The organism is Rhodopseudomonas palustris (assembly GCF_003226555.1).
GTDB lineage: Bacteria > Pseudomonadota > Alphaproteobacteria > Rhizobiales > Xanthobacteraceae > Rhodopseudomonas > Rhodopseudomonas palustris_I.
The window spans coordinates 410,404-432,220 of sequence record NZ_QKQS01000023.1 but is presented as its reverse complement, the minus strand read 5'-3'; the positions used below and the strand labels follow the sequence as shown (position 1 = coordinate 432,220).

General features: G+C 65.9%; 23 protein-coding genes and 1 riboswitch. Of the genes, 16 read left to right on the top strand and 7 right to left on the bottom strand.

All coding sequences use genetic code 11. The features are described from left to right. Window positions 1–11 precede the first annotated feature (11 nt). From DNX69_RS14545 to DNX69_RS14535, 3 genes are all read right to left on the bottom strand, one after another. Complete coding sequence (locus DNX69_RS14545; protein WP_110786681.1) at window positions 12–206, bottom strand: hypothetical protein; 195 nt, start codon at window positions 204–206, stop codon at window positions 12–14. Between the two features lie 172 nt (window positions 207–378). After that, window positions 379–663 carry a hypothetical protein gene (locus tag DNX69_RS14540; protein ID WP_110786680.1) on the bottom strand — a complete coding sequence of 95 codons (285 nt, stop codon included), beginning with the start codon at window positions 661–663 and terminating at the stop codon, window positions 379–381. Between the two features lie 135 nt (window positions 664–798). Then, entirely contained in the window at window positions 799–2,910 is a 2,112-nt protein-coding gene (locus tag DNX69_RS14535; RefSeq protein WP_110786679.1) for a TonB-dependent receptor, read from the bottom strand. Between the two features lie 106 nt (window positions 2,911–3,016). Beyond that, a riboswitch (cobalamin riboswitch) is annotated at window positions 3,017–3,221 on the bottom strand. Between the two features lie 133 nt (window positions 3,222–3,354). Here DNX69_RS14535 and DNX69_RS14530 point away from each other — a divergent pair. From DNX69_RS14530 to DNX69_RS14520, 3 genes are all read left to right on the top strand, one after another. After that, window positions 3,355–4,038: a DUF938 domain-containing protein gene (locus DNX69_RS14530; RefSeq protein WP_110786678.1), complete on the top strand. Its 684-nt coding sequence runs from the start codon at window positions 3,355–3,357 to the stop codon at window positions 4,036–4,038. A gap of 108 nt (window positions 4,039–4,146) precedes the next feature. Beyond that, complete coding sequence (locus tag DNX69_RS14525; RefSeq protein WP_110786677.1) at window positions 4,147–5,394, top strand: MFS transporter; 1,248 nt, start codon at window positions 4,147–4,149, stop codon at window positions 5,392–5,394. 87 nt (window positions 5,395–5,481) lie between these two features. Next, entirely contained in the window at window positions 5,482–6,696 is a 1,215-nt protein-coding gene (locus DNX69_RS14520) for an MFS transporter (RefSeq protein ID WP_110786676.1), read from the top strand. A 361-nt stretch (window positions 6,697–7,057) separates the two neighbouring features. Here the strand turns inward: DNX69_RS14520 and DNX69_RS14515 are convergent, their stop codons facing one another. Further along, the gene (locus DNX69_RS14515; RefSeq protein WP_110786675.1) at window positions 7,058–7,711 is read right to left on the bottom strand and encodes a DNA-3-methyladenine glycosylase family protein; all 654 of its coding nucleotides are present in this window, start codon (window positions 7,709–7,711) and stop codon (window positions 7,058–7,060) included. Window positions 7,712–7,833: 122 nt separating this feature from the next. Here DNX69_RS14515 and gluQRS point away from each other — a divergent pair, with 122 nt between their 5' ends. After that, a complete protein-coding gene (gene gluQRS, locus DNX69_RS14510) occupies window positions 7,834–8,715 on the top strand; it encodes a tRNA glutamyl-Q(34) synthetase GluQRS (RefSeq protein ID WP_110786674.1) in 882 nt (293 codons plus the stop codon). Between the two features lie 102 nt (window positions 8,716–8,817). Beyond that, complete coding sequence (locus DNX69_RS14505; protein ID WP_110786673.1) at window positions 8,818–10,035, top strand: ATP-binding protein; 1,218 nt, start codon at window positions 8,818–8,820, stop codon at window positions 10,033–10,035. Here DNX69_RS14505 and DNX69_RS14500 read toward each other — a convergent pair. Continuing rightward, window positions 9,962–10,855 (bottom strand): YihY/virulence factor BrkB family protein, encoded by an 894-nt coding sequence (locus tag DNX69_RS14500; RefSeq protein ID WP_110786672.1) that lies wholly within the window; start codon window positions 10,853–10,855, stop codon window positions 9,962–9,964. The genes DNX69_RS14505 and DNX69_RS14500 overlap by 74 nt on opposite strands. Window positions 10,856–10,993: 138 nt before the next feature. On the opposite strand from DNX69_RS14500, the gene DNX69_RS14495 reads away from it, so the two are divergent. From DNX69_RS14495 to DNX69_RS14475, 5 genes are all read left to right on the top strand, one after another. Then, window positions 10,994–11,188, top strand: coding sequence for a twin transmembrane helix small protein (locus DNX69_RS14495; protein WP_110786671.1), 195 nt, complete (start codon window positions 10,994–10,996; stop codon window positions 11,186–11,188). 69 nt (window positions 11,189–11,257) lie between these two features. After that, window positions 11,258–11,830 (top strand): cob(I)yrinic acid a,c-diamide adenosyltransferase, encoded by a 573-nt coding sequence (locus DNX69_RS14490; protein WP_110786670.1) that lies wholly within the window; start codon window positions 11,258–11,260, stop codon window positions 11,828–11,830. Between the two features lie 105 nt (window positions 11,831–11,935). Next, the gene (locus DNX69_RS14485; protein ID WP_110786669.1) at window positions 11,936–12,685 is read left to right on the top strand and encodes an electron transfer flavoprotein subunit beta/FixA family protein; all 750 of its coding nucleotides are present in this window, start codon (window positions 11,936–11,938) and stop codon (window positions 12,683–12,685) included. Beyond that, the gene (locus DNX69_RS14480; RefSeq protein ID WP_110786668.1) at window positions 12,685–13,629 is read left to right on the top strand and encodes an electron transfer flavoprotein subunit alpha/FixB family protein; all 945 of its coding nucleotides are present in this window, start codon (window positions 12,685–12,687) and stop codon (window positions 13,627–13,629) included. Before DNX69_RS14485 ends, DNX69_RS14480 begins: the two co-directional genes overlap by 1 nt. Before the next feature lie 166 nt (window positions 13,630–13,795). After that, window positions 13,796–14,677 carry a 3-hydroxybutyryl-CoA dehydrogenase gene (locus tag DNX69_RS14475; RefSeq protein ID WP_110786667.1) on the top strand — a complete coding sequence of 294 codons (882 nt, stop codon included), beginning with the start codon at window positions 13,796–13,798 and terminating at the stop codon, window positions 14,675–14,677. 6 nt (window positions 14,678–14,683) lie between these two features. Here DNX69_RS14475 and DNX69_RS14470 read toward each other — a convergent pair whose 3' ends face one another. Further along, the gene (locus tag DNX69_RS14470) at window positions 14,684–15,598 is read right to left on the bottom strand and encodes a LysR family transcriptional regulator (RefSeq protein WP_110786666.1); all 915 of its coding nucleotides are present in this window, start codon (window positions 15,596–15,598) and stop codon (window positions 14,684–14,686) included. A 94-nt stretch (window positions 15,599–15,692) separates the two neighbouring features. Between DNX69_RS14470 and DNX69_RS14465 the strand changes: the two genes are divergently transcribed. Both DNX69_RS14465 and DNX69_RS14460 read left to right on the top strand, forming a co-directional pair. Then, on the top strand, window positions 15,693–16,493 hold the full coding sequence (locus tag DNX69_RS14465; protein ID WP_110786665.1) for an NAD(P)H-dependent oxidoreductase: 801 nt from the start codon (window positions 15,693–15,695) through the stop codon (window positions 16,491–16,493). A gap of 82 nt (window positions 16,494–16,575) precedes the next feature. Continuing rightward, a complete protein-coding gene (locus DNX69_RS14460; protein ID WP_165825264.1) occupies window positions 16,576–16,776 on the top strand; it encodes a hypothetical protein in 201 nt (66 codons plus the stop codon). A gap of 162 nt (window positions 16,777–16,938) precedes the next feature. Here the strand turns inward: DNX69_RS14460 and tlpA are convergent, their stop codons facing one another. Beyond that, window positions 16,939–17,625, bottom strand: a complete 687-nt coding sequence (gene tlpA / locus DNX69_RS14455) for a thiol:disulfide interchange protein TlpA (protein ID WP_110786664.1) — start codon at window positions 17,623–17,625, stop codon at window positions 16,939–16,941. 95 nt (window positions 17,626–17,720) lie between these two features. Between tlpA and argH the strand changes: the two genes are divergently transcribed. From argH to DNX69_RS14435, 4 genes are all read left to right on the top strand, one after another. Next, window positions 17,721–19,118: an argininosuccinate lyase gene (gene argH / locus DNX69_RS14450; protein WP_110786663.1), complete on the top strand. Its 1,398-nt coding sequence runs from the start codon at window positions 17,721–17,723 to the stop codon at window positions 19,116–19,118. Between the two features lie 53 nt (window positions 19,119–19,171). Next, window positions 19,172–19,453 (top strand): LPS translocon maturation chaperone LptM, encoded by a 282-nt coding sequence (gene lptM, locus DNX69_RS14445; RefSeq protein ID WP_110786662.1) that lies wholly within the window; start codon window positions 19,172–19,174, stop codon window positions 19,451–19,453. Between the two features lie 8 nt (window positions 19,454–19,461). Further along, the gene (lysA, locus tag DNX69_RS14440) at window positions 19,462–20,727 is read left to right on the top strand and encodes a diaminopimelate decarboxylase (protein WP_110786661.1); all 1,266 of its coding nucleotides are present in this window, start codon (window positions 19,462–19,464) and stop codon (window positions 20,725–20,727) included. Between the two features lie 349 nt (window positions 20,728–21,076). Further along, complete coding sequence (locus tag DNX69_RS14435) at window positions 21,077–21,646, top strand: cytochrome b (RefSeq protein WP_110786660.1); 570 nt, start codon at window positions 21,077–21,079, stop codon at window positions 21,644–21,646. Window positions 21,647–21,817 lie beyond the last annotated feature (171 nt).

Below are 21,817 nucleotides of genomic sequence, written 5' to 3'. Positions count from 1 at the left end.
ACGCCTGCCCGTTACAGATCCTTGGTATAGTCGTCGCGATCGCGGGCCGGTGCGCAGATGTCGCCGGTCTCATACAGATCGTCGTCGGCGGCAGGCGCTGGTTTCGGCGGTTCGGGCTTGGCTTTGCCCGTCTCGCCGCTGCTGCCGGGCTTCTTATCGCTTTTCGGAGCCGCGGCCTTGGGTCGCTTGCGCAGGAAGCCGATCATTGTCTCTCGGTTCCTTGATGGCCGGCGCGGGTGACCGAAGGCGCACACGCGGCCAGCGTTGTTAACTGCTCAATTCAACTTCGATCACAGCGGCGAGACTAGACTGGATTCGTCAACCCTCGCACGCAATTTTGTATCGCCAGATGCCGCAATGCGACGGTTTGCGTCGCGATCAGGTTCGCCGGCCTGAGCTCTGCTGGTCGGCCAGCCACTCCGACAGTGGGCGTGGCTTGTCGTCTTCGGCCTTCTTGCCGCCTCGCTTGGCGGTCGAGGCCGGCGCCTTGCGCTTGGTCCGGCTCGATGTCGCGGCCTGCGGCATCGCCGCTTCGCGGGCGAGCCTGAGGGCCCGCAAGCGCGCCATGTTGTCCAGCACCGCTTTGGTCGCGGCTTCGCGTTCGGTCTTCCCGCCTTCGCCTTCAACGGCGCTGCCGGCGCGGTGATTGTCGTCGTTCGTCATTCGTCCAGTTCAATTGCATTCCAGTCGGGAGGCGGGGTGATAGCACGAAAAAAGCCCCCGAACAGCCTTTCGGCGTGCGGGGGCTGTTCGACATTGGTTTCGCACGCAAATGGCTGCGGAACGCAGCCACCGTGATCAGAACGTTACACCGGCCTTGGCCAGATAGGTCCGGCCCGGCAGCGGATAGGCGCCGTAGCGGCCGGGCGTGAAGCTGCTCGCCACCGCGTAATCATAGTATTGCGCGTTGAACAGGTTGATCACGCTCAGCGACCAGAAGAAGTGGTCGACCTCGCCGCTCAGCTTGACGTCGACGGTGCCGTTGGCCGGGATCTTGACCTGGCTGTTGGCATTGTCGCTGTCCATGAAGCGACTGCTCCAGACCCGCGCAGTGGCATCGAACACGACGTATTTCTGCCAGACGTTCCATGTCACGCCGGCATTTGCCGTATAGCGCGACACCAACGGCACATCGTTGCCGGAGAACGGCCCTTCGCGGAACGTCGCCCGGGTGTAGGCCGCGCCGCTGCGCAGCAACAGCGTGTCGCTGATGCGGATCGACGAACTGGTCTCGCCGCCGTAACGGCGGGTCGGGTCGAGGTTGGTGTTATAGAAGTTGACCGGGTCGTAGCGAATCTCGTTGGTGAGATCCATGTTGTAGACGCTCGTCTGCATCTCGAACGGACCGGACTTGATGCGGAAGCCGCCTTCGAAATCGATCGAGGTCTGGGTCTTCAGCGCGAAGGTGCCCGGGATCGGATTGAAGAATGCATCGTAGGACGGCCCCGAGGCGACGCGCTCGTCGACATTCGGGGTGCGGAACGCCCGCGCCGCGCGGGCAAACACGCTGAACACGTCGTTGAAGCGATGGTCGAGGCCGACATGCAGCGCATGCTGGGTCTCGGTGCTGCTGAGCGGCAGCGCCTGGGCGCCGCCGAAATAACCCGGCGCCAATGGATTGAGCCGGTCAGCGGCTTCGACCTTCACGCTCTGCACCCGGCCGCCGTAGGAAAAGTCGGTGGTCGGCAGGATCGCGATGGTCTGCTGCCAATAGCCGGCCAGCGTCTTCTGCTTCAGATTGTAGACGTGCACCGGCGGCGTGCCGCGATACTGGCCGCGGTCTGAATCATAGGTCGCGTCGTAATAGTCGAGGCCGGTGAGGATGTTCGACGGCAGGCCGAAGAACGCATTCTTGATGCTGAGCCGCGGCGTGATCGACCAGGTCTGCAGATGCGCGTCGAACGAACTCGCGCTGAACGGCGACAGCGGCACGTTGCCGAAATAGGCGGCCTGCTGCCGCTTGTCGCGCACGCCGCCGTCGACGATCAGCTCGGCGCCGTCCCACAGCGATTTGGTGAAGCCGGCGGTGAGGTTGGCGCCCTGCTTGTCGGCGTAGTCGAATGGCGTGTTGGTGCCGCGGCGGTCGGTCTGCAACTGGTTCAGGCCGATCGACGGATCGACGGTGCGCGAGCCGGGCAGGCCGAGGCGCTGGTTGTCGCCCGAGATGTTGATGAAGGCGCTGAGGTCGCCCGTCGTGTAACGCAGCTCACCCAGCGCATTGTTCTGTTCCAAAGCATTGTTGGCGCGGTAGCCGTTGGAACGCACGGTGTTGGCGAAGACCGACGTCGACCATGGGCCGGAATTGAAGGCCGCAGACACCGAGCCGAGCCGCTGATTGAACGAGCCGAAGCCGCCTTCGGCGCGGAACGTCGCGGGTGGGCCGCCCGCACCGGTTTTGGTGACGATGTTGATGACGCCGCCGACGGCATTGTCGCCGTACAGCACCGCGCCGCTGCCGCCGCGAGTGATCTCGATGCGCTCGATCGATTGTAGCGGGATGCTCGACAGATCGATGCCCTGCAGGTCGAGGTCGTTCAGACGTCGGCCATTGATCAGGAACAAGGTGTTCGAGGTTGCGGTTGCGCCGAAGCCTCGCAGATCGACCGAGGAGCCGGTGCCATTGACGCCGCCATACAGCGAGGTGGATTGCACACCTGGTGTCTGGGCGATGATGTCCTGCACGGTCTGGGCCGGCGAACGCGCGATGTCGTCGGCGGTGATCACCGTGCTCGACGTACCGATGATGGCGTTGGAAGTTCGCGTCGCCGTAGCACTGACGACGATCTCCGGCAGCACGTCCTGCGCGGCGGCGGGCGTTGCCAGCGAGAGCGCAGGCGCCAGAATGGTGGAGGCGAGAAGTGCGCGCGCGAGTGCGGAGCAAGGCCGCGGTGCGGCGGGACGGGATTGCATGGGATCAACCTCGGCTGACGTCTGTGGCACGTCACAGCGAACGAGGTCTCACCGAGCTACGAAAGCGGTGAAGACAATGCCTGCAATTCCCGGCCGGCAACTTCGCGTGTGACCACGAATGACGGCAGGTCTCCTGGCTCGCGGTTGATCTTCCGTCGCCTTCCCAGGACCGAGGTTCCCAGTGGCATTCGACGAAAGACGATCCGCTTACAGTTGCGGGAACAGCTACGGCCTAGAACGCGAAAGTGGCAGCGTCCGCACCGTATTCCCTTTTCATTCCCTTTCGGGAAACCGTCGCCGCCATCTAGAAGTGTCGGAATTAGCGAGTCAATTCATCCAAGGCGGCGTACAGGTGCAATCGTGGTCGGATTGTGACCAGCTGTGACTTGCGTGTAACAGCCGGCACTGTACACCTCGCACGATAGTTGGAGCGGCAGGTGGGCGATGGCGGAGTTCGTGGTGGAGTTCGGCAAGGATGGGCGGCGGGGCGAGCTCGACGGCCGGCTCGATGCCGCCGCGTTCCACCGCAATGACGCTCCGATCCGTGCCGTGCTGGCGCGGCTGCTCGCCGGCCGGCAGGGCGATGTGCTCGAAGCCGGCAGCGGCACGGGCCAGCACATCACGGCGCTGGCCCGCGAACATCCCTCGATCGTGTGGTGGCCGAGCGATCTCAACGACCGGCACCTCGAGAGTATCGCCGCCTGGCGCGCCCATGCGGCACTGCCGAATCTGCGCTCACCGCAGCGCATCGACCTTGCCGATCCCGCTTGGTCGATCGCGCCGGTCGACGGGCCTGCGCCCGGGCCGCTGCTCGCGATGTTCTGCGCCAATGTCGTGCACATCGCGCCGTGGCGCGTGGCCGAAGGGCTGCTGACCGGTGCCGGCCGGCTGCTGCGCCAGGACGGGATGCTGGTGCTGTACGGGCCGTTCAAGCAGGGCGGCCAGCACACCGCGCTCAGCAATGCGGTGTTCGACACCAGCCTCCGCGACGCCAATCCGGAATGGGGCGTGCGCGACGTGACGGATCTGGAGCGTGTGGCTGGCGGTGCCGGTCTGGCGCTGAGCGAGATCGTCGAGATGCCGGCCAACAACCTGATCCTGGTGTTTGCACGGGCAAAACCGGCGTAGGCCCATGCGGTTGCCGAGGGTACGGCGGGTTGATCGCGCCCGGCCCGGCCCTATGATGCGCGCGCAATCGCCGGCCGGCGTCGGCCGGTCCGAGGAGAGTCCCTGCCGATGGTCGATGCAACGGCCAACGACATCGTCGAAGACGATGCCCGTGCCCGTTCCAACGTGGTGCGGCTGGTTGCGGCGCAGGCGCTGACCGGCGCCAATGCGGCTGTGATCTTCGCCACCGGTTCGATCATCGGCGCCCAGCTTGCGCCGGAAATGTCGCTCGCCACCGTGCCGTTGTCGATGTACGTGCTCGGCCTCGCCGCCGGGACGCTGCCGACTGGCTGGATCGCGCGGGCATACGGCCGCCGCGCCTCGTTCATGATCGGCACCGGCTGCGGTGCGCTCACCGGCGTGCTCGGCGCCGTCGCAATCCTGTACGGCTCGTTTCTTCTGTTTTGTACCGCGACCTTCATCGGCGGGCTGTATGCCGCCGTGTCGCAGTCCTACCGGTTCGCCGCCGCCGACGGCGCCAGCACCGCCTATCGTCCCAAGGCGGTGTCCTGGGTGATGGCCGGCGGCGTGTTTGCCGGCGTGCTCGGTCCGCAACTCGTGCAATGGACCATGGACGTTTGGCAGCCTTTTCTGTTCGCGTTCTCCTATGTGGTGCAGGCGGCGATCGCGCTGATCGCGATGGCGGTATTGTGGGGCGTCGATGCGCCGAAGCCGAAGCCGGCGGAGCGCGCCGGTGGGCGGCCGCTGCTCGAGATCGTGCGGCAGCCGCGCTTCATCGCCGCGGCGCTGTGCGGCGCGATCGCCTATCCGATGATGAATCTGGTGATGACCTCGGCGCCGCTGGCGATGCAGATGTGCGGGCTCAGCGTCGGCGATTCCAATTTCGGCCTGCAATGGCACATCGTTGCGATGTACGCCCCGAGCTTCGTCACCGGCTCGCTGATCGCCAAGTTCGGCGCGCCGCGCGTGGTGGCGGCCGGCCTGCTCCTGGAAGCGCTCGGCGCCGGCATCGGTCTCACCGGCGTCACCGCGCCGCACTTCTGGGCGACGCTGTTCGTGATCGGCGTCGGCTGGAATCTGGCGTTCGTCGGCGCCTCGGCGCTGGTGCTGGAGACGCATCTGCCGAGCGAGAAGAACAAGGTCCAGGCGGTCAACGACTTCATCATCTTCGGGCTGATGGCGCTGGGCTCGTTCGCGTCCGGGCAGCTGCTCGCCGATTACGGTTGGGCCACGGTCAACCTCGCGGTGTTCCCGCCGGTGCTGCTCGGCCTGATCGTGCTGGCGATCACCGGCTGGTCGAAAGTCCGGAAACGGGTGGCTGCGGACGCCGCCGAACTGTCCGATCGCGGCGTCTGAGCCGCGCAACAATACGTCCGGCCGCAACAGCCGGACACAGGGAGTGAACGCGATGCCGTCGTGCGCGATCAACTGCGCTCGCCCCCGATGGTGACACCGCCGGCTCCCGACGAGACGTCGTTTCGCTATCACGGCTGGCGAATCGTAGTGGTGTGCTTCGTCGTCGCCACGTTCGGCTGGGGTCTCGGCTTCTATGGCCAGAGCGTCTATCTCGCCGAACTGGCTCGGGCTCACGGCTGGCCGTCGTCGCAGATCGCGATCGCCACGACGTTCTTCTATCTCACCGGCGCGCTGCTGGTGGCGTTCGTCGGGGACGTGATCCGTGCGATCGGTGCGCGCGCCTGCCTGCTCGGCGGCATCGCCGCGATGGCGCTCGGCACCGCGCTGCTCGGCCGGATCACCGCGCCGTGGCAACTCTATGCGGTCGACGCGATCCTCGCTGTCGGTTGGGCCGGCACCAGCCTCGGGGCGATCACCAACACGCTCGGCTTGTGGTTCGACCGCCGCCGCGGCATGGCCATCAGTCTGGCGCTGAACGGCGCCAGCTTCGGCGGCATCGCCGGCGTACCTCTGCTGGTGGCGTTGATCGGGACGGTGGGATTCAGCGGGGCGACTACGGCTGCGGCAATCGCCGCGGTGGTGCTTCTGATGCCGCTGGTCGCGATCGTGGTCGTGCCGCCGCATCTCGCCAGCGCTGCATCGGCGGCGTCCGCACCGCGGGCGCTTTCGTCCGGCGCGATCCGCAGCGGCGCACTGCGCGACCCCGCATTCCTGACCGCAACGATCGCGTTCTCGCTGGTGCTGTTCGCGCAGGTCGGCTTCATCGTTCACCTGATCGCCTATCTCGACCCGCTGGTCGGACGCGAGCGCGCCGCGTTGGCGATGTCGCTGCTCACCGCGATGGCGGTGGTCGGGCGCGTGTTGCTGTCGGTGGTGATCGATCGGCTGAACCAGCGCCTGGTCTCGGCACTGTCGTTCGCGAGTCAGGCGTTGGCTCTGGCGATTGCGATTATGACGCGCGATGCGATGCTGCTGATGGTCGCCTGCGCGCTGTTCGGGTTTTCGGTAGGCAATCTGATCACCTTGCCGGCGCTGATCATCCAGCGCGAGTTTCCGGTGCAGTCGTTCGGCGTTCTGGTCGCGCTCAACACCGCGATCAACCAGGTTGCCTACGCGTTCGGACCAGGCATGATCGGCCTGTTGCGCGACGCCTCCGGCAGCTACACGCTGCCGTTCACCGGCTGCATCGCGCTGCAACTCGCCGCCGCAGCGCTGATCATGGTGAGGCGAGGGCGAAGATGACTTTTCTGTCGTCATTCCGGTGCGCGCGAAACCGGAGGCTCCCGGTATCACGATCTCTGGATTCCAAGGCGCAAGCTCCACGGTGCGCGCCCGGGACGACTGCTTTATACTAACGGTCATTGAGAATGAGCGAGAGAACACCATTATTAGTATAACAATGCCATTATTCGGACGGCATGGCATCAGAACGATTTTCTTGCCGTAGTCCTCGTTAACGGCAACGAGGTCTTCGCTTACAGACACCGCTGGCTGAGCGCGGTGAGTTGTTCGTTTCATGCGTGAAAAACATGTCTCAAGCAAAATCTAGAACGGATAATTATGCGGTTCGTCTGGCGGGTTCGCACTGCATAATATCGCGCCGTTATTTGTCGTCGCCGATCACGCCCTCGCGCCGTTTCACCGCGTGGTAGTACGCCCACCACAGATGCGCGGCGGCGCCGCGCAAGGGGCGCCAGGGATCGGCGAGCGGGGCCATCTGCTTCACGGTTGGGCGTGCTTTCAGGCCGAGGCCGATCCGCATCGCCTCCTGCACCGCGAGATCGCCGGCCGGCCAGGCATCGCCGTGGCCGAGGCAGAACAACAGATAGATGTCGGCGGTCCACGGCCCGATGCCGTGCAGCGCGGTCAGCGTGGCGTGGGCGGCGTCGGCGTCTTCTTCGGCCAGCACATCGAGGTTGAGCCGTTCGGCGGCGAGCTCCTTGGCCAGCGCCTTCAGCGTCTTGATCTTCGCGGCCGACAGGCCGAGCCGCGCCAGCCGGTCGGTCCGGGCCCGCTTGATCGCGCCGTGCTCGAACGGATCGAACGCCGCCGACACCCGGCCCCAGATTGCCGCGGCCGACGCGGTCGAGAGCTGCTGGCCGCAGACGATCGCGGCGAGGCCGGCAAAGCCCGGCTCCCGCCGGCGCAGCGCCGGCATGCCGGCGACCTGAAGCACCGGCTTCAGCCGCGGATCCTGTTTCACCAGCGTGGTGATGGCGTCGTCGAGGTCGGCCTGTCTGTCGAGATGGATGGTCATCAGGTGGTTCGGCTTTCCGGCGTCATGCGCGGGCCTTGACCCGCGCATCCATCCGCTATCGTAAAAGAGTCTCTCATCCGATGGATTGCCGGATCAAGTCCGGCAATGACGTCAGGGGTTCAATGCCGCCACCCGTTTTCCGATTTGCCCCGAGCCCGAATGGCTATCTGCATCTCGGCCACGCGTATTCGGCGCTGCTGAATGCCGATCTGGCGCGAGCGAGCGGCGGCCGGATGCTGCTGCGGATCGAGGACATCGACCGCACCCGTTGCCGGCCGGAGTTCGAACAGGCGATCTACGAAGATCTGTCCTGGCTCGGCATCGGCTGGGACGGCGAGGTGCGGCGACAGTCGGATCATCTCAAGGTCTACCGCGAGGCGGTCGCGCGGCTATCCGCGAACGGGCTGATCTATCCGGCCTTCGAAAGCCGCGCCGAGATCGCCCGGCTGGTCGCCGAGAAGGAAACGGTGGCGCCGTGGCCGCGCGATCCCGACGGTGCGCCGCTGTATCCGGGGATCGGCAAAGAGCTCTCGGCGAACAAGCGCGCCGAGCTGATCGCCGCCGGCGTGCCCTACGCGCTGCGGCTGGACATGGCGGCCGCGATCGCGCTGGCCGGCGAGTTGAGCTGGCAGGAACTCGGCAAAGGACCGGACGGCGAAACCGGCAGCATCGTGGCGCGGCCGGAGACGTGGGGCGATGTGATCATCGCGCGCAAGGAAACCCCGACCAGCTATCACCTGTCGGTGGTGATCGACGACACCCTGCAAGGCGTCACCGAGGTGGTGCGCGGCGCCGACCTGTTCTGGTCGACCTCGGTGCACCGGCTGCTGCAGCATCTGCTCGGCCTGCCCGCGCCGGTGTATCGCCACCACGAACTCGTCCGCGACGCAGAGGGACACAAGCTGTCGAAATCGACCGGGGCCACCGGCTTGCGGGAGTTGCGCGCCGGCGGGACCTCGCCGATGGAGATCCGAACGATGGTGGGGCTTGCCGCTGCCGATTGAGTGCCGCCTGATGCAGCCGTTCGGGGCCATCGGAACAGGGCGTGGCGGCGTGACTCGGCGGCCTCGGACGTGGCATTGTCGCCGGGACGGCTCGGGGGACACATGGCGGTGAAATCGCGCGCGTTGCGCAGCGGGCGGACGCAGGTCAAGCGGACGCTGCCGAAACGCGTCCGTCGCAAGAAGCCGGCCGCCTCCGGCATGATCGAGACCGTGCTGGCGACCTTCGCGCACGAGGTCCGCACCCCGCTCACCGGGATCCTGGCGGTCAGCGAATTGCTGGCGACCTCCGATCTCGGCGAGCGCGAACGGCGCTGGGTCGACACCATCAAGGCCGGCGCCGAGCACCTATCCGGCCTCGCCACCTTGTTCGTGGATGCCGCCCGGCTCGGCACCACCGGGCTCGGTCTGCGCTCGGAGTTCTTCGATCTGCGGGCGCTGGCCCGCCATGCCGGCGATTCGCTGTCCGGCCGCGCCGCCGCCAAAGGATTGCACGCCACGGTGACGATCTCGTCGCGGCTGCCGGCCTTCGTGATCGGCGACGCCGTGCGGCTGCGCGCCGCGTTGGAAAACCTGATCGACAACGCGGTGAAGTTCACCGAGCGCGGGGATGTCGCGCTGAAGGTTTCAGCGGCTGCGGCAGGGCGCGGCAAGGCGCAGGTGTCCTTCGCGGTGTCCGACAGCGGAATCGGCCTGTCGCTCGCCGAGGTCAAACGGCTATTCCGGCCGTTTTCGCAGGCTAACGTCGGCATCGCCGCTCGGTTCGGTGGCGCCGGCCTCGGGTTGTCGTCGGTGCGGCAAATTGCCCGGGCGCTCGGCGGCGACGTGACCGTGGCGCCGCGACCGCGCGGCGGCACCTTGTTCACCCTGACGGTGACGCTGGAGCGAGCCAAGCCGCCGCAGATGACGACGCCGGACGGCGCGATCCGCGCCACCGGAGGTGGCCGGCTGCGGATCCTCAGCGTCGAGGACAATCCGTTCGGGCGCGTGGTGCTGAACGCGATCCTCACCGAGCTCGGCCATGCCTGCGAATTTGTCGGCAGCGGCGAGGCGGTTCCGGAGCGCCTGACGAAGGGCGAGTTCGATGCGGTGCTGATGGATATGGTGCTGCCGGGGATCAGCGGCATCGAGGCGATCGGACGGATCCGGTCGCTGCCGCCGCCGCTTGGTACGATCCCGATCATCGGCGTATCGGGGCGCGATCAGGACGAGGTTGCGGCGCGCAAGGCGGGAGCCGGCGGCTTCCTGCTCAAGCCGGTTTCGCCCCGGGCTCTCGCAACTGCGCTTCTTGCAGTGTCGTCCCCTCCGGCAATCGCGACTTGATGATTGCGGCATTCAATTCGCCGCCGAACACGAAGATCGCGGCGATGAAATACAGAAACACCAGCGCGATGATCACCGAGGCGAGCCCCGCATACATCGACACGTAGTTGTTGGCGAACCGCGCCAGATACATGCCGAACGCGATGCCGGAGATCAGCGAAGCCGCGATGGTGAAGATGATGCCCGGCAGGATCTGCCTGAACGAACGCCGCCCCGCCGGAAGGTAGGCGTGCAGCAGGAGCAGCGCCACGGTGAGCGCGGTGATCGCGATGCCGTAGCGGGCGATCGTCAGCAGCATCTCGTTGTCTTGGACCAGCAAAGGCACGTAGCGCCTTGCGGTTGCGAGGATCAATGGTCCCAGCACGATCAGGAACCCCATTGCCAGCGCGGTGAACGCCGCCACCAGGGTGTAGCCGATCGACTCCAGTCGGAGCAGATACCACGGCCGCGGCTCGATCACCGCATAGGCGCGGTTGAGCCCGACCCGTAGGCTCTCGACGCCGTTGGAGGCGAAGTACAGGGCCAGCAGCAGGCCGACCGTCAGAATGCCGCCGCGGGTGGTGGTCAGCACGTCGTGGATTTCGCCCGACAGCGTGCTCGCCACCTGGGCCGGCCAGACGTCGAGCAGCAGTTCGGCTGCGCGGTCGGCGAGCTCGCGGGAGCCGACGAAACCGGCCAGCGACGTCAGCACGATCAGGAATGGAAACAGCGCCATCAGGGTCGACAGCGCGATGTGGCTGGCGATCGCCCACCCGTCATCGGCCAGGAACGTATACAGCGCATCGACTGTGACCGCATAGGCGTAGCGGATCTGCCTCACGGGTCACCTTGTCAGGAGTTGCTGCCGGCGGGGTGGCAAAATCTTAGCATCGGATACTAACCGGCTCCACCCGAGATCGTTGCGCCCAGCGCCGCCACAGGGATAGCGCAAGATCAGGAGCGGTGTTATGAAACCTAGATGGCAACCTTTCTGAGTTCAATCGCCCTGCCGGCCGCGCTCTGCGCCGTCGCGCTGGTGCTCATGCTCGGTCTGATCAACATGATGCGGGGCGGCTCGCCGAACCGGTCGCAGACCCTGATGCGCTGGCGGGTGTTGCTGCAATTCGTCGCCATCGTCATCACCATGCTTGCGATCTGGGCGCTGGGCCGTTAGCTGCCCACCAAGCCCCGGCGCATCAAACTCCCGGCTTCACAGGATCTTCCGCAGCAGGAATCCCGCGCAATGGTCGTGCTCAATCGAATCTATACCCGCACCGGCGACGACGGCACCACCGCCCTCGGCAGCGGCGAGCGGCGGCCGAAATACGACCCGCGGATCGCGGCCTACGGCACCGTCGACGAAACCAACGCTGCGCTCGGCGTCGTGCGGCTGCATTTGTCCGAACTGCCGGAACTCGACGCCATGATCGGACGTATTCAGAACGATCTGTTCGACCTCGGTGCCGATCTTGCGGTTCCCGAGCGGGAGGGCAAGGCCGAACGGCTGCGCGTCCTGTCGAGCCAGGTCGAGCGGCTGGAGCGCGACATCGATCAGCTTAACGAGCGCCTCGCTCCTCTGACGTCTTTTGTCCTGCCCGGCGGTAAGCCGGCAGCCGCTTACCTACACGTGGCGCGAACGATATGCCGCCGTGCGGAACGTGCGATGGTGGAGCTCGGAACCCGGCCTGGCGAGAGGATCACCCCTGCGGCTGTCCAGTACGTCAACCGGTTGTCGGACTTCCTGTTTGTCGCCGCTCGCCTGGCGAACGATGGCGGCGCCCGCGACGTGCTTTGGGTGCCGGGCCAGAACCGCTAGGGAACAAGGCGGTTTTTGGCTTTGCCGCGTTGACCCCGGTTAGGAGGGGCTTTAGGTTCCGCCGCCACAACTAAAGATTACCCACCGCAACACGAAAGAGGATCGATGAAGGTTCTGGTGCCGGTCAAGCGCGTGGTCGACTACAACGTCAAGATCCGCGTCAAGAGCGACGGGTCGGGCGTTGAACTCGCCAACGTCAAGATGTCGATGAATCCGTTCGACGAGATCGCCGTCGAAGAAGCGCTGCGTCTCAAAGAGGCCGGCAAGGCGACCGAAGTCGTCGTGGTCTCGATCGGGCCGGCGCAGGCGTCGGAAACTCTGCGCACCGGCCTCGCCATGGGCGCCGATCGCGGCATCCTGGTCAAGGTCGACGGCGTGGTCGAACCGCTGGCGGTCGCCAAGATCCTCAAGGGCGTCGCCGAAGAGGAGCAGCCGGGACTGATCATTCTCGGCAAGCAGGCGATCGACGACGACAGCAACCAGACCGGTCAGATGCTGGCCGCGCTGCTCGGCTGGGCGCAGGCGACCTTTGCCTCGAAGCTCGAAGTCGACGGCTCCGACTTCACCGTGGCGCGTGAAGTCGACGGTGGTTCGCAGACCGTCAAGCTGAAGGGCCCGGCGATCGTCACCACCGATCTGCGGCTCAACGAACCGCGCTACGCCAGCCTGCCGAACATCATGAAGGCCAAGAAGAAGCCGATCGCGGAGAAGACCGCGGCCGACTACGGCGTCGACGTTTCGCCGCGCCTCGAAGTTCTGAAGACCGTCGAGCCGGGCGGCCGCAAGGCCGGCGTCAAGGTCAAGGACGTCGCTGAACTGGTCTCGAAGCTCAAGAACGAAGCGGGTGTTATCTGATGGCCACGCTGCTGATTGCCGAACACGACAACGCTCAGCTCAAGGACGCCACCAACAAGGCGATGACCGCCGCCGCCGCGCTCGGCGGAGAGGTGCATGTGCTGGTTGCCGGCCAGGGCTGCAAGGCTGCCGCCGACGCGGCCGCCAAGCTGCAGGGTGCCGCCAAGGTGCTGCTCGCCGAAGCGCCCGCCTATGAGCACGATCTCGCCGAGCCGCTGGCCGCGCTGATCGTTTCGCTCGCCGGCAGCTACGACGCGATCGTCGCCCCGGCGACCTCGCGGTTCAAGAACGTGATGCCGCGCGTCGCCGCACTGCTCGACGTGATGCAGGTGTCGGAGATCATCAAGGTGGTCGCCCCCGATACCTTCGAGCGTCCGATCTACGCCGGCAACGCGATCCAGACCGTGAAGTCGAAGGACGCCAAGAAGGTCATCACCGTCCGCACATCGACCTTCCAGGCGACGGGCGAGGGCGGCAGCGCGGCGGTCGAAACCGTCGCGGCGGCGGAAGATCCGGGCCTGTCGAGCTTCGTCGGCGAGGAGGTCGCCAAGAGCGATCGTCCCGAACTGTCGTCGGCCAAGATCATCGTGTCGGGCGGCCGTGCGATGCAGAGCCGCGAGAACTTCACCAAGTACATCGAGCCGCTCGCCGACAAGCTCGGCGCCGGTGTCGGCGCCTCGCGCGCCGCGGTCGATGCCGGCTACGCGCCGAACGACTGGCAGGTCGGCCAGACCGGCAAGGTCGTGGCGCCGGAGCTGTACATTGCGATCGGCATTTCCGGCGCAATCCAGCATCTCGCCGGCATGAAGGACTCCAAGGTGATCGTCGCGATCAACAAGGACGAAGACGCGCCGATCTTCCAGGTCGCCGATTACGGCCTGGTCGCCGACCTCTACCAAGCGGTTCCTGAGCTGACCGAAGAGCTCGGCAAGCTCGGCAAGTAAACGCCTTCGCGGGCGGACGAACCCGGCCCCCCGGGCCGGGTTCGTTGCAGAAGCCTTAAGCGTTAGCCGGCTAACTGTCCGGGGCGCTGAGACACGGACAGCGGCGCGGGAATGTGCGAAGATGCATCGGCCGCGCAACGCGGCTGTGCTCCGAACGAGAAGAGAGATGGCGGCAGCAATCAAAAAAGTCGGCGTAATCGGCGCGGGACAGATGGGCAACGGCATCGCCCACGTGGTCGCCCTCGGCGGGTTCGACGTGATCCTGAACGATGTTTCCGCCGACCGGTTGAAATCGGCGATGGCCACCATCAACGGTAACCTCTCCCGTCAGATCGCCAAGAAGCTGATCACCGAAGACGCCCGCAAGGCTGCGCTGGCGCGGATCACCGCGACCGAGAAGCTCGACGGGCTGGCCGATTGCGACCTCGTGATCGAGACCGCGGTCGAGAAGGAAGAGACCAAGCGCAAGATTTTCCACGAGCTGTGTGCGGCGCTGAAGCCGGAGGCGATCGTCGCCTCGAACACCTCGTCGATCTCGATCACCCGTCTGGCCGCCTCGACCGATCGGCCGGAGCGCTTCATCGGCATTCACTTCATGAATCCCGTGCCGGTGATGGAGCTGGTCGAGCTGATCCGCGGCATTGCCACCGACGACGCCACCTTCGAGACCTCGAAGGCGTTCGTCTCCAAGCTCGGCAAGCAGATCGCGGTGTCGGAGGATTTCCCGGCGTTCATCGTCAACCGCATCCTGCTGCCGATGATCAACGAGGCGATCTACACGCTGTACGAAGGCGTCGGCAACGTCGAAGCCATCGACATGGCGATGAAGCTCGGCGCACATCATCCGATGGGCCCGCTGGAGCTGGCCGATTTCATCGGCCTCGATACCTGCCTGTCGATCATGCAGGTGCTGCACGAGGGCCTCGCCGATTCCAAGTATCGGCCGTGCCCGCTGCTGGTGAAATACGTCGAAGCCGGCTGGCTCGGCCGCAAGACGAGCCGCGGCTTCTACGACTACCGCGGCGACAAGCCGGTCCCGACACGCTGAGCGCGCTCACGCGACCCCCGGCACGGTCCGGATCTGCTCGGCCAGGAAGTCGATCAAGAGCCGGACGCGCGCGATCCCGGCGCGCTCGGGCACGATCAACAGATTGAGCGGCACCGGCGACAATCGATACTCCGGCAGGATGACTTCGAGCCTGCCTGCGGCCAGCAGATCATCGACCAGCCAGCGATGAGTGGCGGCGATGCCGCGCCCGGCAAGCATCGCCTCGCGGGCCGCCAGCCCGTGATCGACCCTGAGCCGGCCGCCGAACGGCACCCGATGGGTCTCCTGCTCCGGTCCCTGCAGGATCAGCAGATCGCTGCCGGCAACATTCACCATGCGAATGCCCTGATGCCGGGACAGATCCGATGGGATCGTTGGTCTGCCGTGACCCGACAGATAGTCCGGCGAGGCTACCAGCAGGCGCTGGCTGTGGCCGAGCGTGCGCAACTTCAGCGAACTGTCGGTGAGCGGCGCCAGCCGGATCGCCAGGTCGACTCCTTCGCGAACCAGATCGAGGCGCTGGTCGGTGAGGCCGAAATCGATTCCGATGTCCGGATAGCGATCCTGGAACGCGAAGATCAGCCGGCTGGCATGCAGCACGCCGAACGAGGCCGTGCAGGTGATCCGAATTGTGCCGGCCGGGGCTCCGGAGGCGCCGAGCGCCTCGTCGCCAGCCTGTTCGATCAGTCTGAGGATCTGGACGCAGCGGGCGTAATAGCGACTGCCTTCTTCGGTGAGCGTCACCCGGCGGGTGGTGCGGCTCAGCAGCGGCGCGCCGACCGCGGCCTCGAGCTCCTGCAACTGCCGGGTGACGGTGGACTGGCCGACATTGAGGTCGCGGGCGACCGCCGAGAGGCTGCCCCGCTCGGCAATGCGAACGAAGGTGCGAATGCGCTCGATCGTGATCGCTGATCTATCCATTTCCCGGAATAATCATATCGATAATCGGCGGCTACTGGAATAGTCACCGCAGGTCTACCAGCAGGGCTCGTCATCACTGCAGGGAGCCTGACCCGTGAAAGTCCTTCTGGTATTCGCCCATCCCGAACCGCGATCGCTGAACGGCGCGCTCCGTGACGTCGCGGTCGCGGAGCTGCAGCGCCTCGGCCACGAGATGCAGGTTTCCGACCTCTATGCCCAGGGCTGGAAGCCGGCGATCGACCGCGCCGATTTCCCGGGTCTCGCGCCCGCCGAGCGGCTGCTGCCGTCCGCCGCATCCAAGGCGGCGTTCGACGCCGGCGAACTGACCCAGGACGTCCGCGACGAGATCGACAAGCTGCTCTGGGCCGACGCCGTGATCCTGCAATTCCCGCTGTGGTGGTTCACCATGCCGGCGATCCTGAAAGGCTGGGTCGAGCGGGTGTTCGCCTGCGGCTTCGCTTACGGGGTCGGCGAGCACAGCGACAAGCGGTGGGGCGATCGCTACGGCGAGGGCGTTCTTGCCGGCAAACGCGCGATGCTGATCGTCACGACCGGCGGTTGGGAGCCGCACTATGGTCCTCGCGGCATCAACGGGCCGATCGACGACCTGCTGTTTCCGATCCACCATGGCATTCTGTTCTACCCGGGCTGCGAGGTATTGCCGCCTTATGTGCTGTACCAGGCCGGCCGGCTCGACTCCGCCGGATTCGAGGCCGCTGCCGAACGGCTCCGGGAGCGGATGCGGACGCTCGCCGAGACGCCGCCGATTCCGTACCGGCGCCAGAACGGCGGCGACTACCTGATCCCGACGATGGAGCTGCGCCCGGGGCTCGGCGATCCGGGCGCCACCGGCTTTGCGCTCCATCTGAGCGAAGCGGCCGGCTCAAAGGCCTGAAGGAGGCCGCTCGCCGAGCAATATCATCGAATGCGAGCCGCCTCGCGCCAGATTGTTAACGGTTTGCTGCCAGGCTGCTCCCATGGATATGAGCATGGTCAGCGCGGCGCTCGCGATGCAGGCAAGCAGCACGCAGATGCAGATTGCGACAACGATTCAAGCGTCGGCTTCGCGCATGGAACGTGACACGGTGCAGACGCTGCTCGGCACCGGGCAGGGCGGCTCGCCGTCGCTCGCCAATGTCGGCCCGGGCGTGGGCGGCAATCTGAACATCAGCGCGTAATCCGAGCCCTTTCGCCGCCATTGCCATTGAGCAGTCATTCCGGGGCGCGCCGTCAGGCGCGAACCCGGAATCTCGATGTGATGGAAACTGCCGAGCTCTCAACAACCTCTGGATTCCCGGTTCACGCGCTGACGCGCGTGCCCCTGAATGACGCCGAGGTGGTTATGGCTTCCCCGCCGCGACCGGCTTCACCGCCGCCTTGATCAGCGTGGTGGCGTCGTTGCTGTCCCACTCGGCCGGGCCGGCAATGGTGGCGATTTCGCAGCCTTCGCGGTCGACCAGCACCGAGGTCGGCATCCCGAGCGCGCGGCCGACCGCCTTCAGCTCCTGAAACACCTTGGCGGACGCATCGGTGAATACCGCCAGATGCATCAGCTTCTCGTCGTCGAGGAATTTCTTCGGCTTGGCCGGATCGCGGGTGTCGATGTTGATCGCCACCACTTCGAAATCGGAGCTGCCGAGCTGGGCCTGCAGGTTGTCGAGCGCCGGCATTTCCTTGCGGCACGGCACGCACCAGGTCGCCCACAGGTTGACCAGGACAGTGCGGCCGCGGAAGTCCGACAGCTTCTTGGGCTGACCGGCATCGTCGGTGAAGGTCAAATCCGGCAGCCGCAGTGGGGCTGCCGCCGGCGTCAGGGCCGCAACCTCGCCGCGCAACAGCGGCTTGAGCTGCTGCGCCAGCGCCACCGCCGGCCGGCACACCGGATCGCCGCCCGCATTGCGCTGCAGCCCGGCAATCCCGTATATCCCGGCGGCGCCAGCGACAACGAGCACGGCAATTGCGGCCAACAGGATGGTCAGGCGGCCGGCACGGCGCGGCGGGACGGAATTCGGCTGGGATTCGGTCATCGAACAATCAGAAAACGGCAGGCCGCGCAGGTTCGCGGGCGGCTGCTGGTGATGAGATGTGATTGGGACGCGAGCATGATCGTGAGCGGCGACAGATGAGCAATAAGATGTGGGGCGGCCGATTCACCGATCGCCCCGACGCGATCATGGAAGAGATCAACGTCTCGATCGACGTCGACCGCCATCTCTACGCCCAGGACATCACGGCGTCCAAGGCGCATGCGGCCATGCTGGCCGCGCAGGGCATTATCACAGCGAACGATGCGAAAAATATCGGCAAGGGTCTAGACACGATCCTGTCAGAGATCGGTGCCGGTAAATTCACGTTCAAGCGTGCGCTCGAGGACATTCATATGAATGTCGAGAGCCGGCTCGCCGAGCTGATCGGCCCGGCTGCGGGGCGCCTGCACACCGCGCGCTCGCGCAACGATCAGGTCGCGACCGACTTCCGGCTCTACGTCCGCGATGTGCTGGACGAAACCGATGCGGCGCTGGCGGCGCTGCAGCAGGCGCTGGCCGAGCGCGCGCTCGAGCAGGCCGATACCGTGATGCCGGGCTTCACCCATCTGCAGACCGCGCAGCCGGTGACCTTCGGCCATCATCTGATGGCCTATGTCGAGATGGTGGCGCGCGATCGCGGCCGGTTCCAGGATGCCCGCAAGCGGCTCAACGAAAGCCCGCTCGGCGCTGCGGCGCTGGCCGGCACCTCGTTCCCGATCGATCGCCACGCCACGGCCGCCAAGCTCGGCTTCGACCGGCCGATGGCCAATTCGCTCGACGCGGTGTCGGACCGCGACTTCGTGCTGGAGACGCTGTCGGCGGCGTCGATCTGCGCCGTGCATCTGTCGCGCTTCGCCGAAGAGATCGTGATTTGGACCTCGCCGCTGGTCGGCCTGATCCGGCTGTCGGACAAGTTCACCACCGGCTCGTCGATCATGCCGCAGAAGCGCAATCCGGACGCCGCCGAGCTGGTCCGCGCCAAGACCGGCCGGGTGATCGGCGCGCTGAACGGCCTGTTGATCGTGATGAAGGGCCTGCCGCTCGCCTATCAAAAGGACATGCAGGAAGACAAACAGGGCGCGATGGAAGGCTTCGCGGCGCTGTCGCTGGCGATCCGCGCGATCACCGGCATGGTCCGCGACCTCGAGCCGGAGTCGGAGCGGATGAAGGCGGCTGCGGGCGAAGGCTATGCCACCGCCACCGATCTGGCCGACTGGCTGGTGCGGACGCTGAAGATGCCGTTCCGCGAAGCCCATCACGTCACCGGCAGGATCGTCGGGCTCGCCGCCAAGAAGGGCGTGGCGCTGCACGAATTGCCGCTCGCCGAGATGCAGGGGATCGAAAAGCGCATCACCAAGGACGTGCTGGCGGTTCTCAGCGTCGAATCCTCGGTGAAGAGCCGGACCTCGTACGGCGGCACCGCGCCGAAGAACGTCCGCAGCCAGGCCAAGGCCTGGCTCAAGCGGCTGGCCAAGGACGGCAAATCTCGCTGAAGCGGCCGCTTTCGGCGGTTTTCGGGGGCTCGCCAGCGCGGCGCAATCTCGGTATGGTGCCGCGCCAATTGGGGATATTCGACGTGAATCGCGTGACCAACCCATCGCGATGGGCGCTTCTGGTGATTGTGGCGGCGACGCTGGCTCTGGCGGGCTGCGGCCGTAAAGCTGGCCTCGATCTGCCGCCGGGCGCTGCCGACACCCCGTCGGCCACGCCGGCGACCCAGCCGGAGGCCAAGGGCGACGTGTTCGACTCGTCCTACGGCACCAACGCGCCGCCGTCCGCCGCCAAGGGGCGGAAGCGAAGCACCATTCTCGATCCGCTGCTGGACTAAGCGCCAAGATGCGTCATTTCGACTATCGCGACGGCGTGCTGCACGCCGAAGGCGTCAGCCTTGCGTCGATCGCCAAGGATGTCGGCACGCCGTTCTACTGCTACTCGACCGCGACGCTGGAGCGGCATTACCGGGTGTTCACCGAGGCCTTCGCCGGCACCGATGCACTGGTGTGCTACGCCATGAAGGCCAATTCCAATCAGTCGGTGCTGCGCACGCTGGCGAGGCTCGGCGCCGGCGCCGATGTGGTGTCGGGTGGCGAATTGCAGCGCGCGCTGGCCGCCGGGATTCCGCCGAGCAAGATCGTGTTCTCCGGCGTCGGCAAGACCGAAGCCGAGCTGCGCGCCGCGCTCGCCCACGACATCAAGTGCCTCAATGTCGAGTCCGAGCCCGAGCTCGAACTGCTGTCGCGGATTGCGGTCGAGACCGGCCGCACCGCGCGGATTTCGCTGCGGGTCAATCCGGACGTCGATTCCGGCACCCACGCCAAGATCTCGACCGGCAAGTCCGAGAACAAGTTCGGTATCCCGATCCGCCACGCCCGCGAGGTCTATGCCCGCGCCGCCAAGCTGCCGGGCATCCAGGTCACCGGCGTCGATGTCCATATCGGCAGCCAGATCATCGACCTGGCGCCGATGGAAGCCGCGTTCCGCATCGTCGCCGAATTCGTCCATGTGCTGCGCGGCGACGGCCATCATGTCGGCCACGTCGATTTCGGCGGCGGCCTCGGCATTCCGTACTACGAAGACCGCGACGCGCCGCCGGAGCCGTTCGCCTATGCGGACATGGTCAAGCGCGTCACCCATAATCTCGGCTGCGCGCTGCTGTTCGAACCGGGGCGGATGATCGTCGGCAACGCCGGCATCCTGGTCGCACGCGTGATCTATGTGAAGCACGGCGACGGCAAGACGTTCGTCATCATCGACGCGGCGATGAACGATCTGATCCGCCCCACTTTGTACGAGGCGTATCACGAGATCCTGCCGGTGGCCGAGCCGGCGCCCGGCAGCAAGATGATGGTGGCCGACGTCGTCGGTCCGGTGTGCGAGACCGGCGATTACCTCGCGCTCGACCGCAAGCTGCCGGAACTGAAGGCCGGCGATCTGATCGCGATCATGACGTCCGGCGCTTACGGCGCGGTGCAGGCGTGTACTTACAACACCCGCGCGCTGGTGCCGGAAGTGCTGGTGAAGGATGATCAGGTCGCGGTGGTGCGTCCCCGCATCGAGGTCGAGCAACTGATCGCGATGGACAAGCCGGCGCCGTGGCTGTGAGCCTGTGTCTCGCCCGAAATAAGGGGTGGGACCGCCAGACGCGGCGTACAAAAATCCTGGCGGTCCCGATCGCGCTTGAAATCCGCGGCGGTGAACATGCGGCTTCACCGGCCGACGCGCGCGACAGCCGACCGTAACGATCCGGCGAATCCGAGCAATTTGAAGTACTTTTTAACCTAACCGATCAACCTTAACGGAGCAGCGCCGGTTCCGATTGGAGCGCGCTCAGCTGCGCATCATCGGCGGCTACCGCGCTGAACCAGCCTTAGTTCGGCCCTCAAGGCATCCCACCAGGGGCGGCGTGGCGACCTGCTGGATCGCCACGACCCCTCGGCGAGACCACACCACCATGACGGACCTGACTGCCGCGAACGCACCCACCGGGCCCGACAAATACCCGGTCGCTCTCCGCGTGCTGCACTGGCTGCGCGCGATTCTGATCCTTGGGCTGATTGCCGCAGGGTGGACGATGACTTCGCTCGACGATGGCACCGAGGCGAAGTTTGCGCAGTTTTATCCGCTGCACAAATCATTCGGCGTCCTGGTCTTCCTGATCGTGCTGGTTCAACTGGCGATTCGGAGTGCGGCGCGTCTGCCTCCGGAGCCGGTGCTGCCCGCACACGAGCGAGTACTGTCGCGCGTCGTTCACATCGCAATCTACGTGCTGCTGTTGGCCGTTCCACTGATGGGCTACGCGATGTCCAGCACCTATCCGGATAGCGACGGTGTGACGCTGTTCGGCCTCCCTCTCCCCGAACTGCTGCCCAAGAGCGAGCAGTGGTTTCGCGTGTTCCAATTCCTGCACAAGGTCTTTGCCTACAGCCTGCTGGGGCTGGTCGGATTGCACGTCGCGGGCGCTTTGAAGCATCGCTTTGTCGATGCCGATCCGCAAGCCGACGTATTGCGGCGGATGTGGTAGGGCCTGCGCGCTCGCGCGGCGGCTGTGCAGGCTCGAGCCGGCCGTGCTCGGCATTGTGACGAGGTCCGCACGACATCGTCACGTCTTTGTGTCGGTGCCGGTCCGTCCGGGCCCTGGCCTGCTGTGCCTCATTGCCGCCGTTGTGCTACGCTGCTGTGAGCAACAATCCGG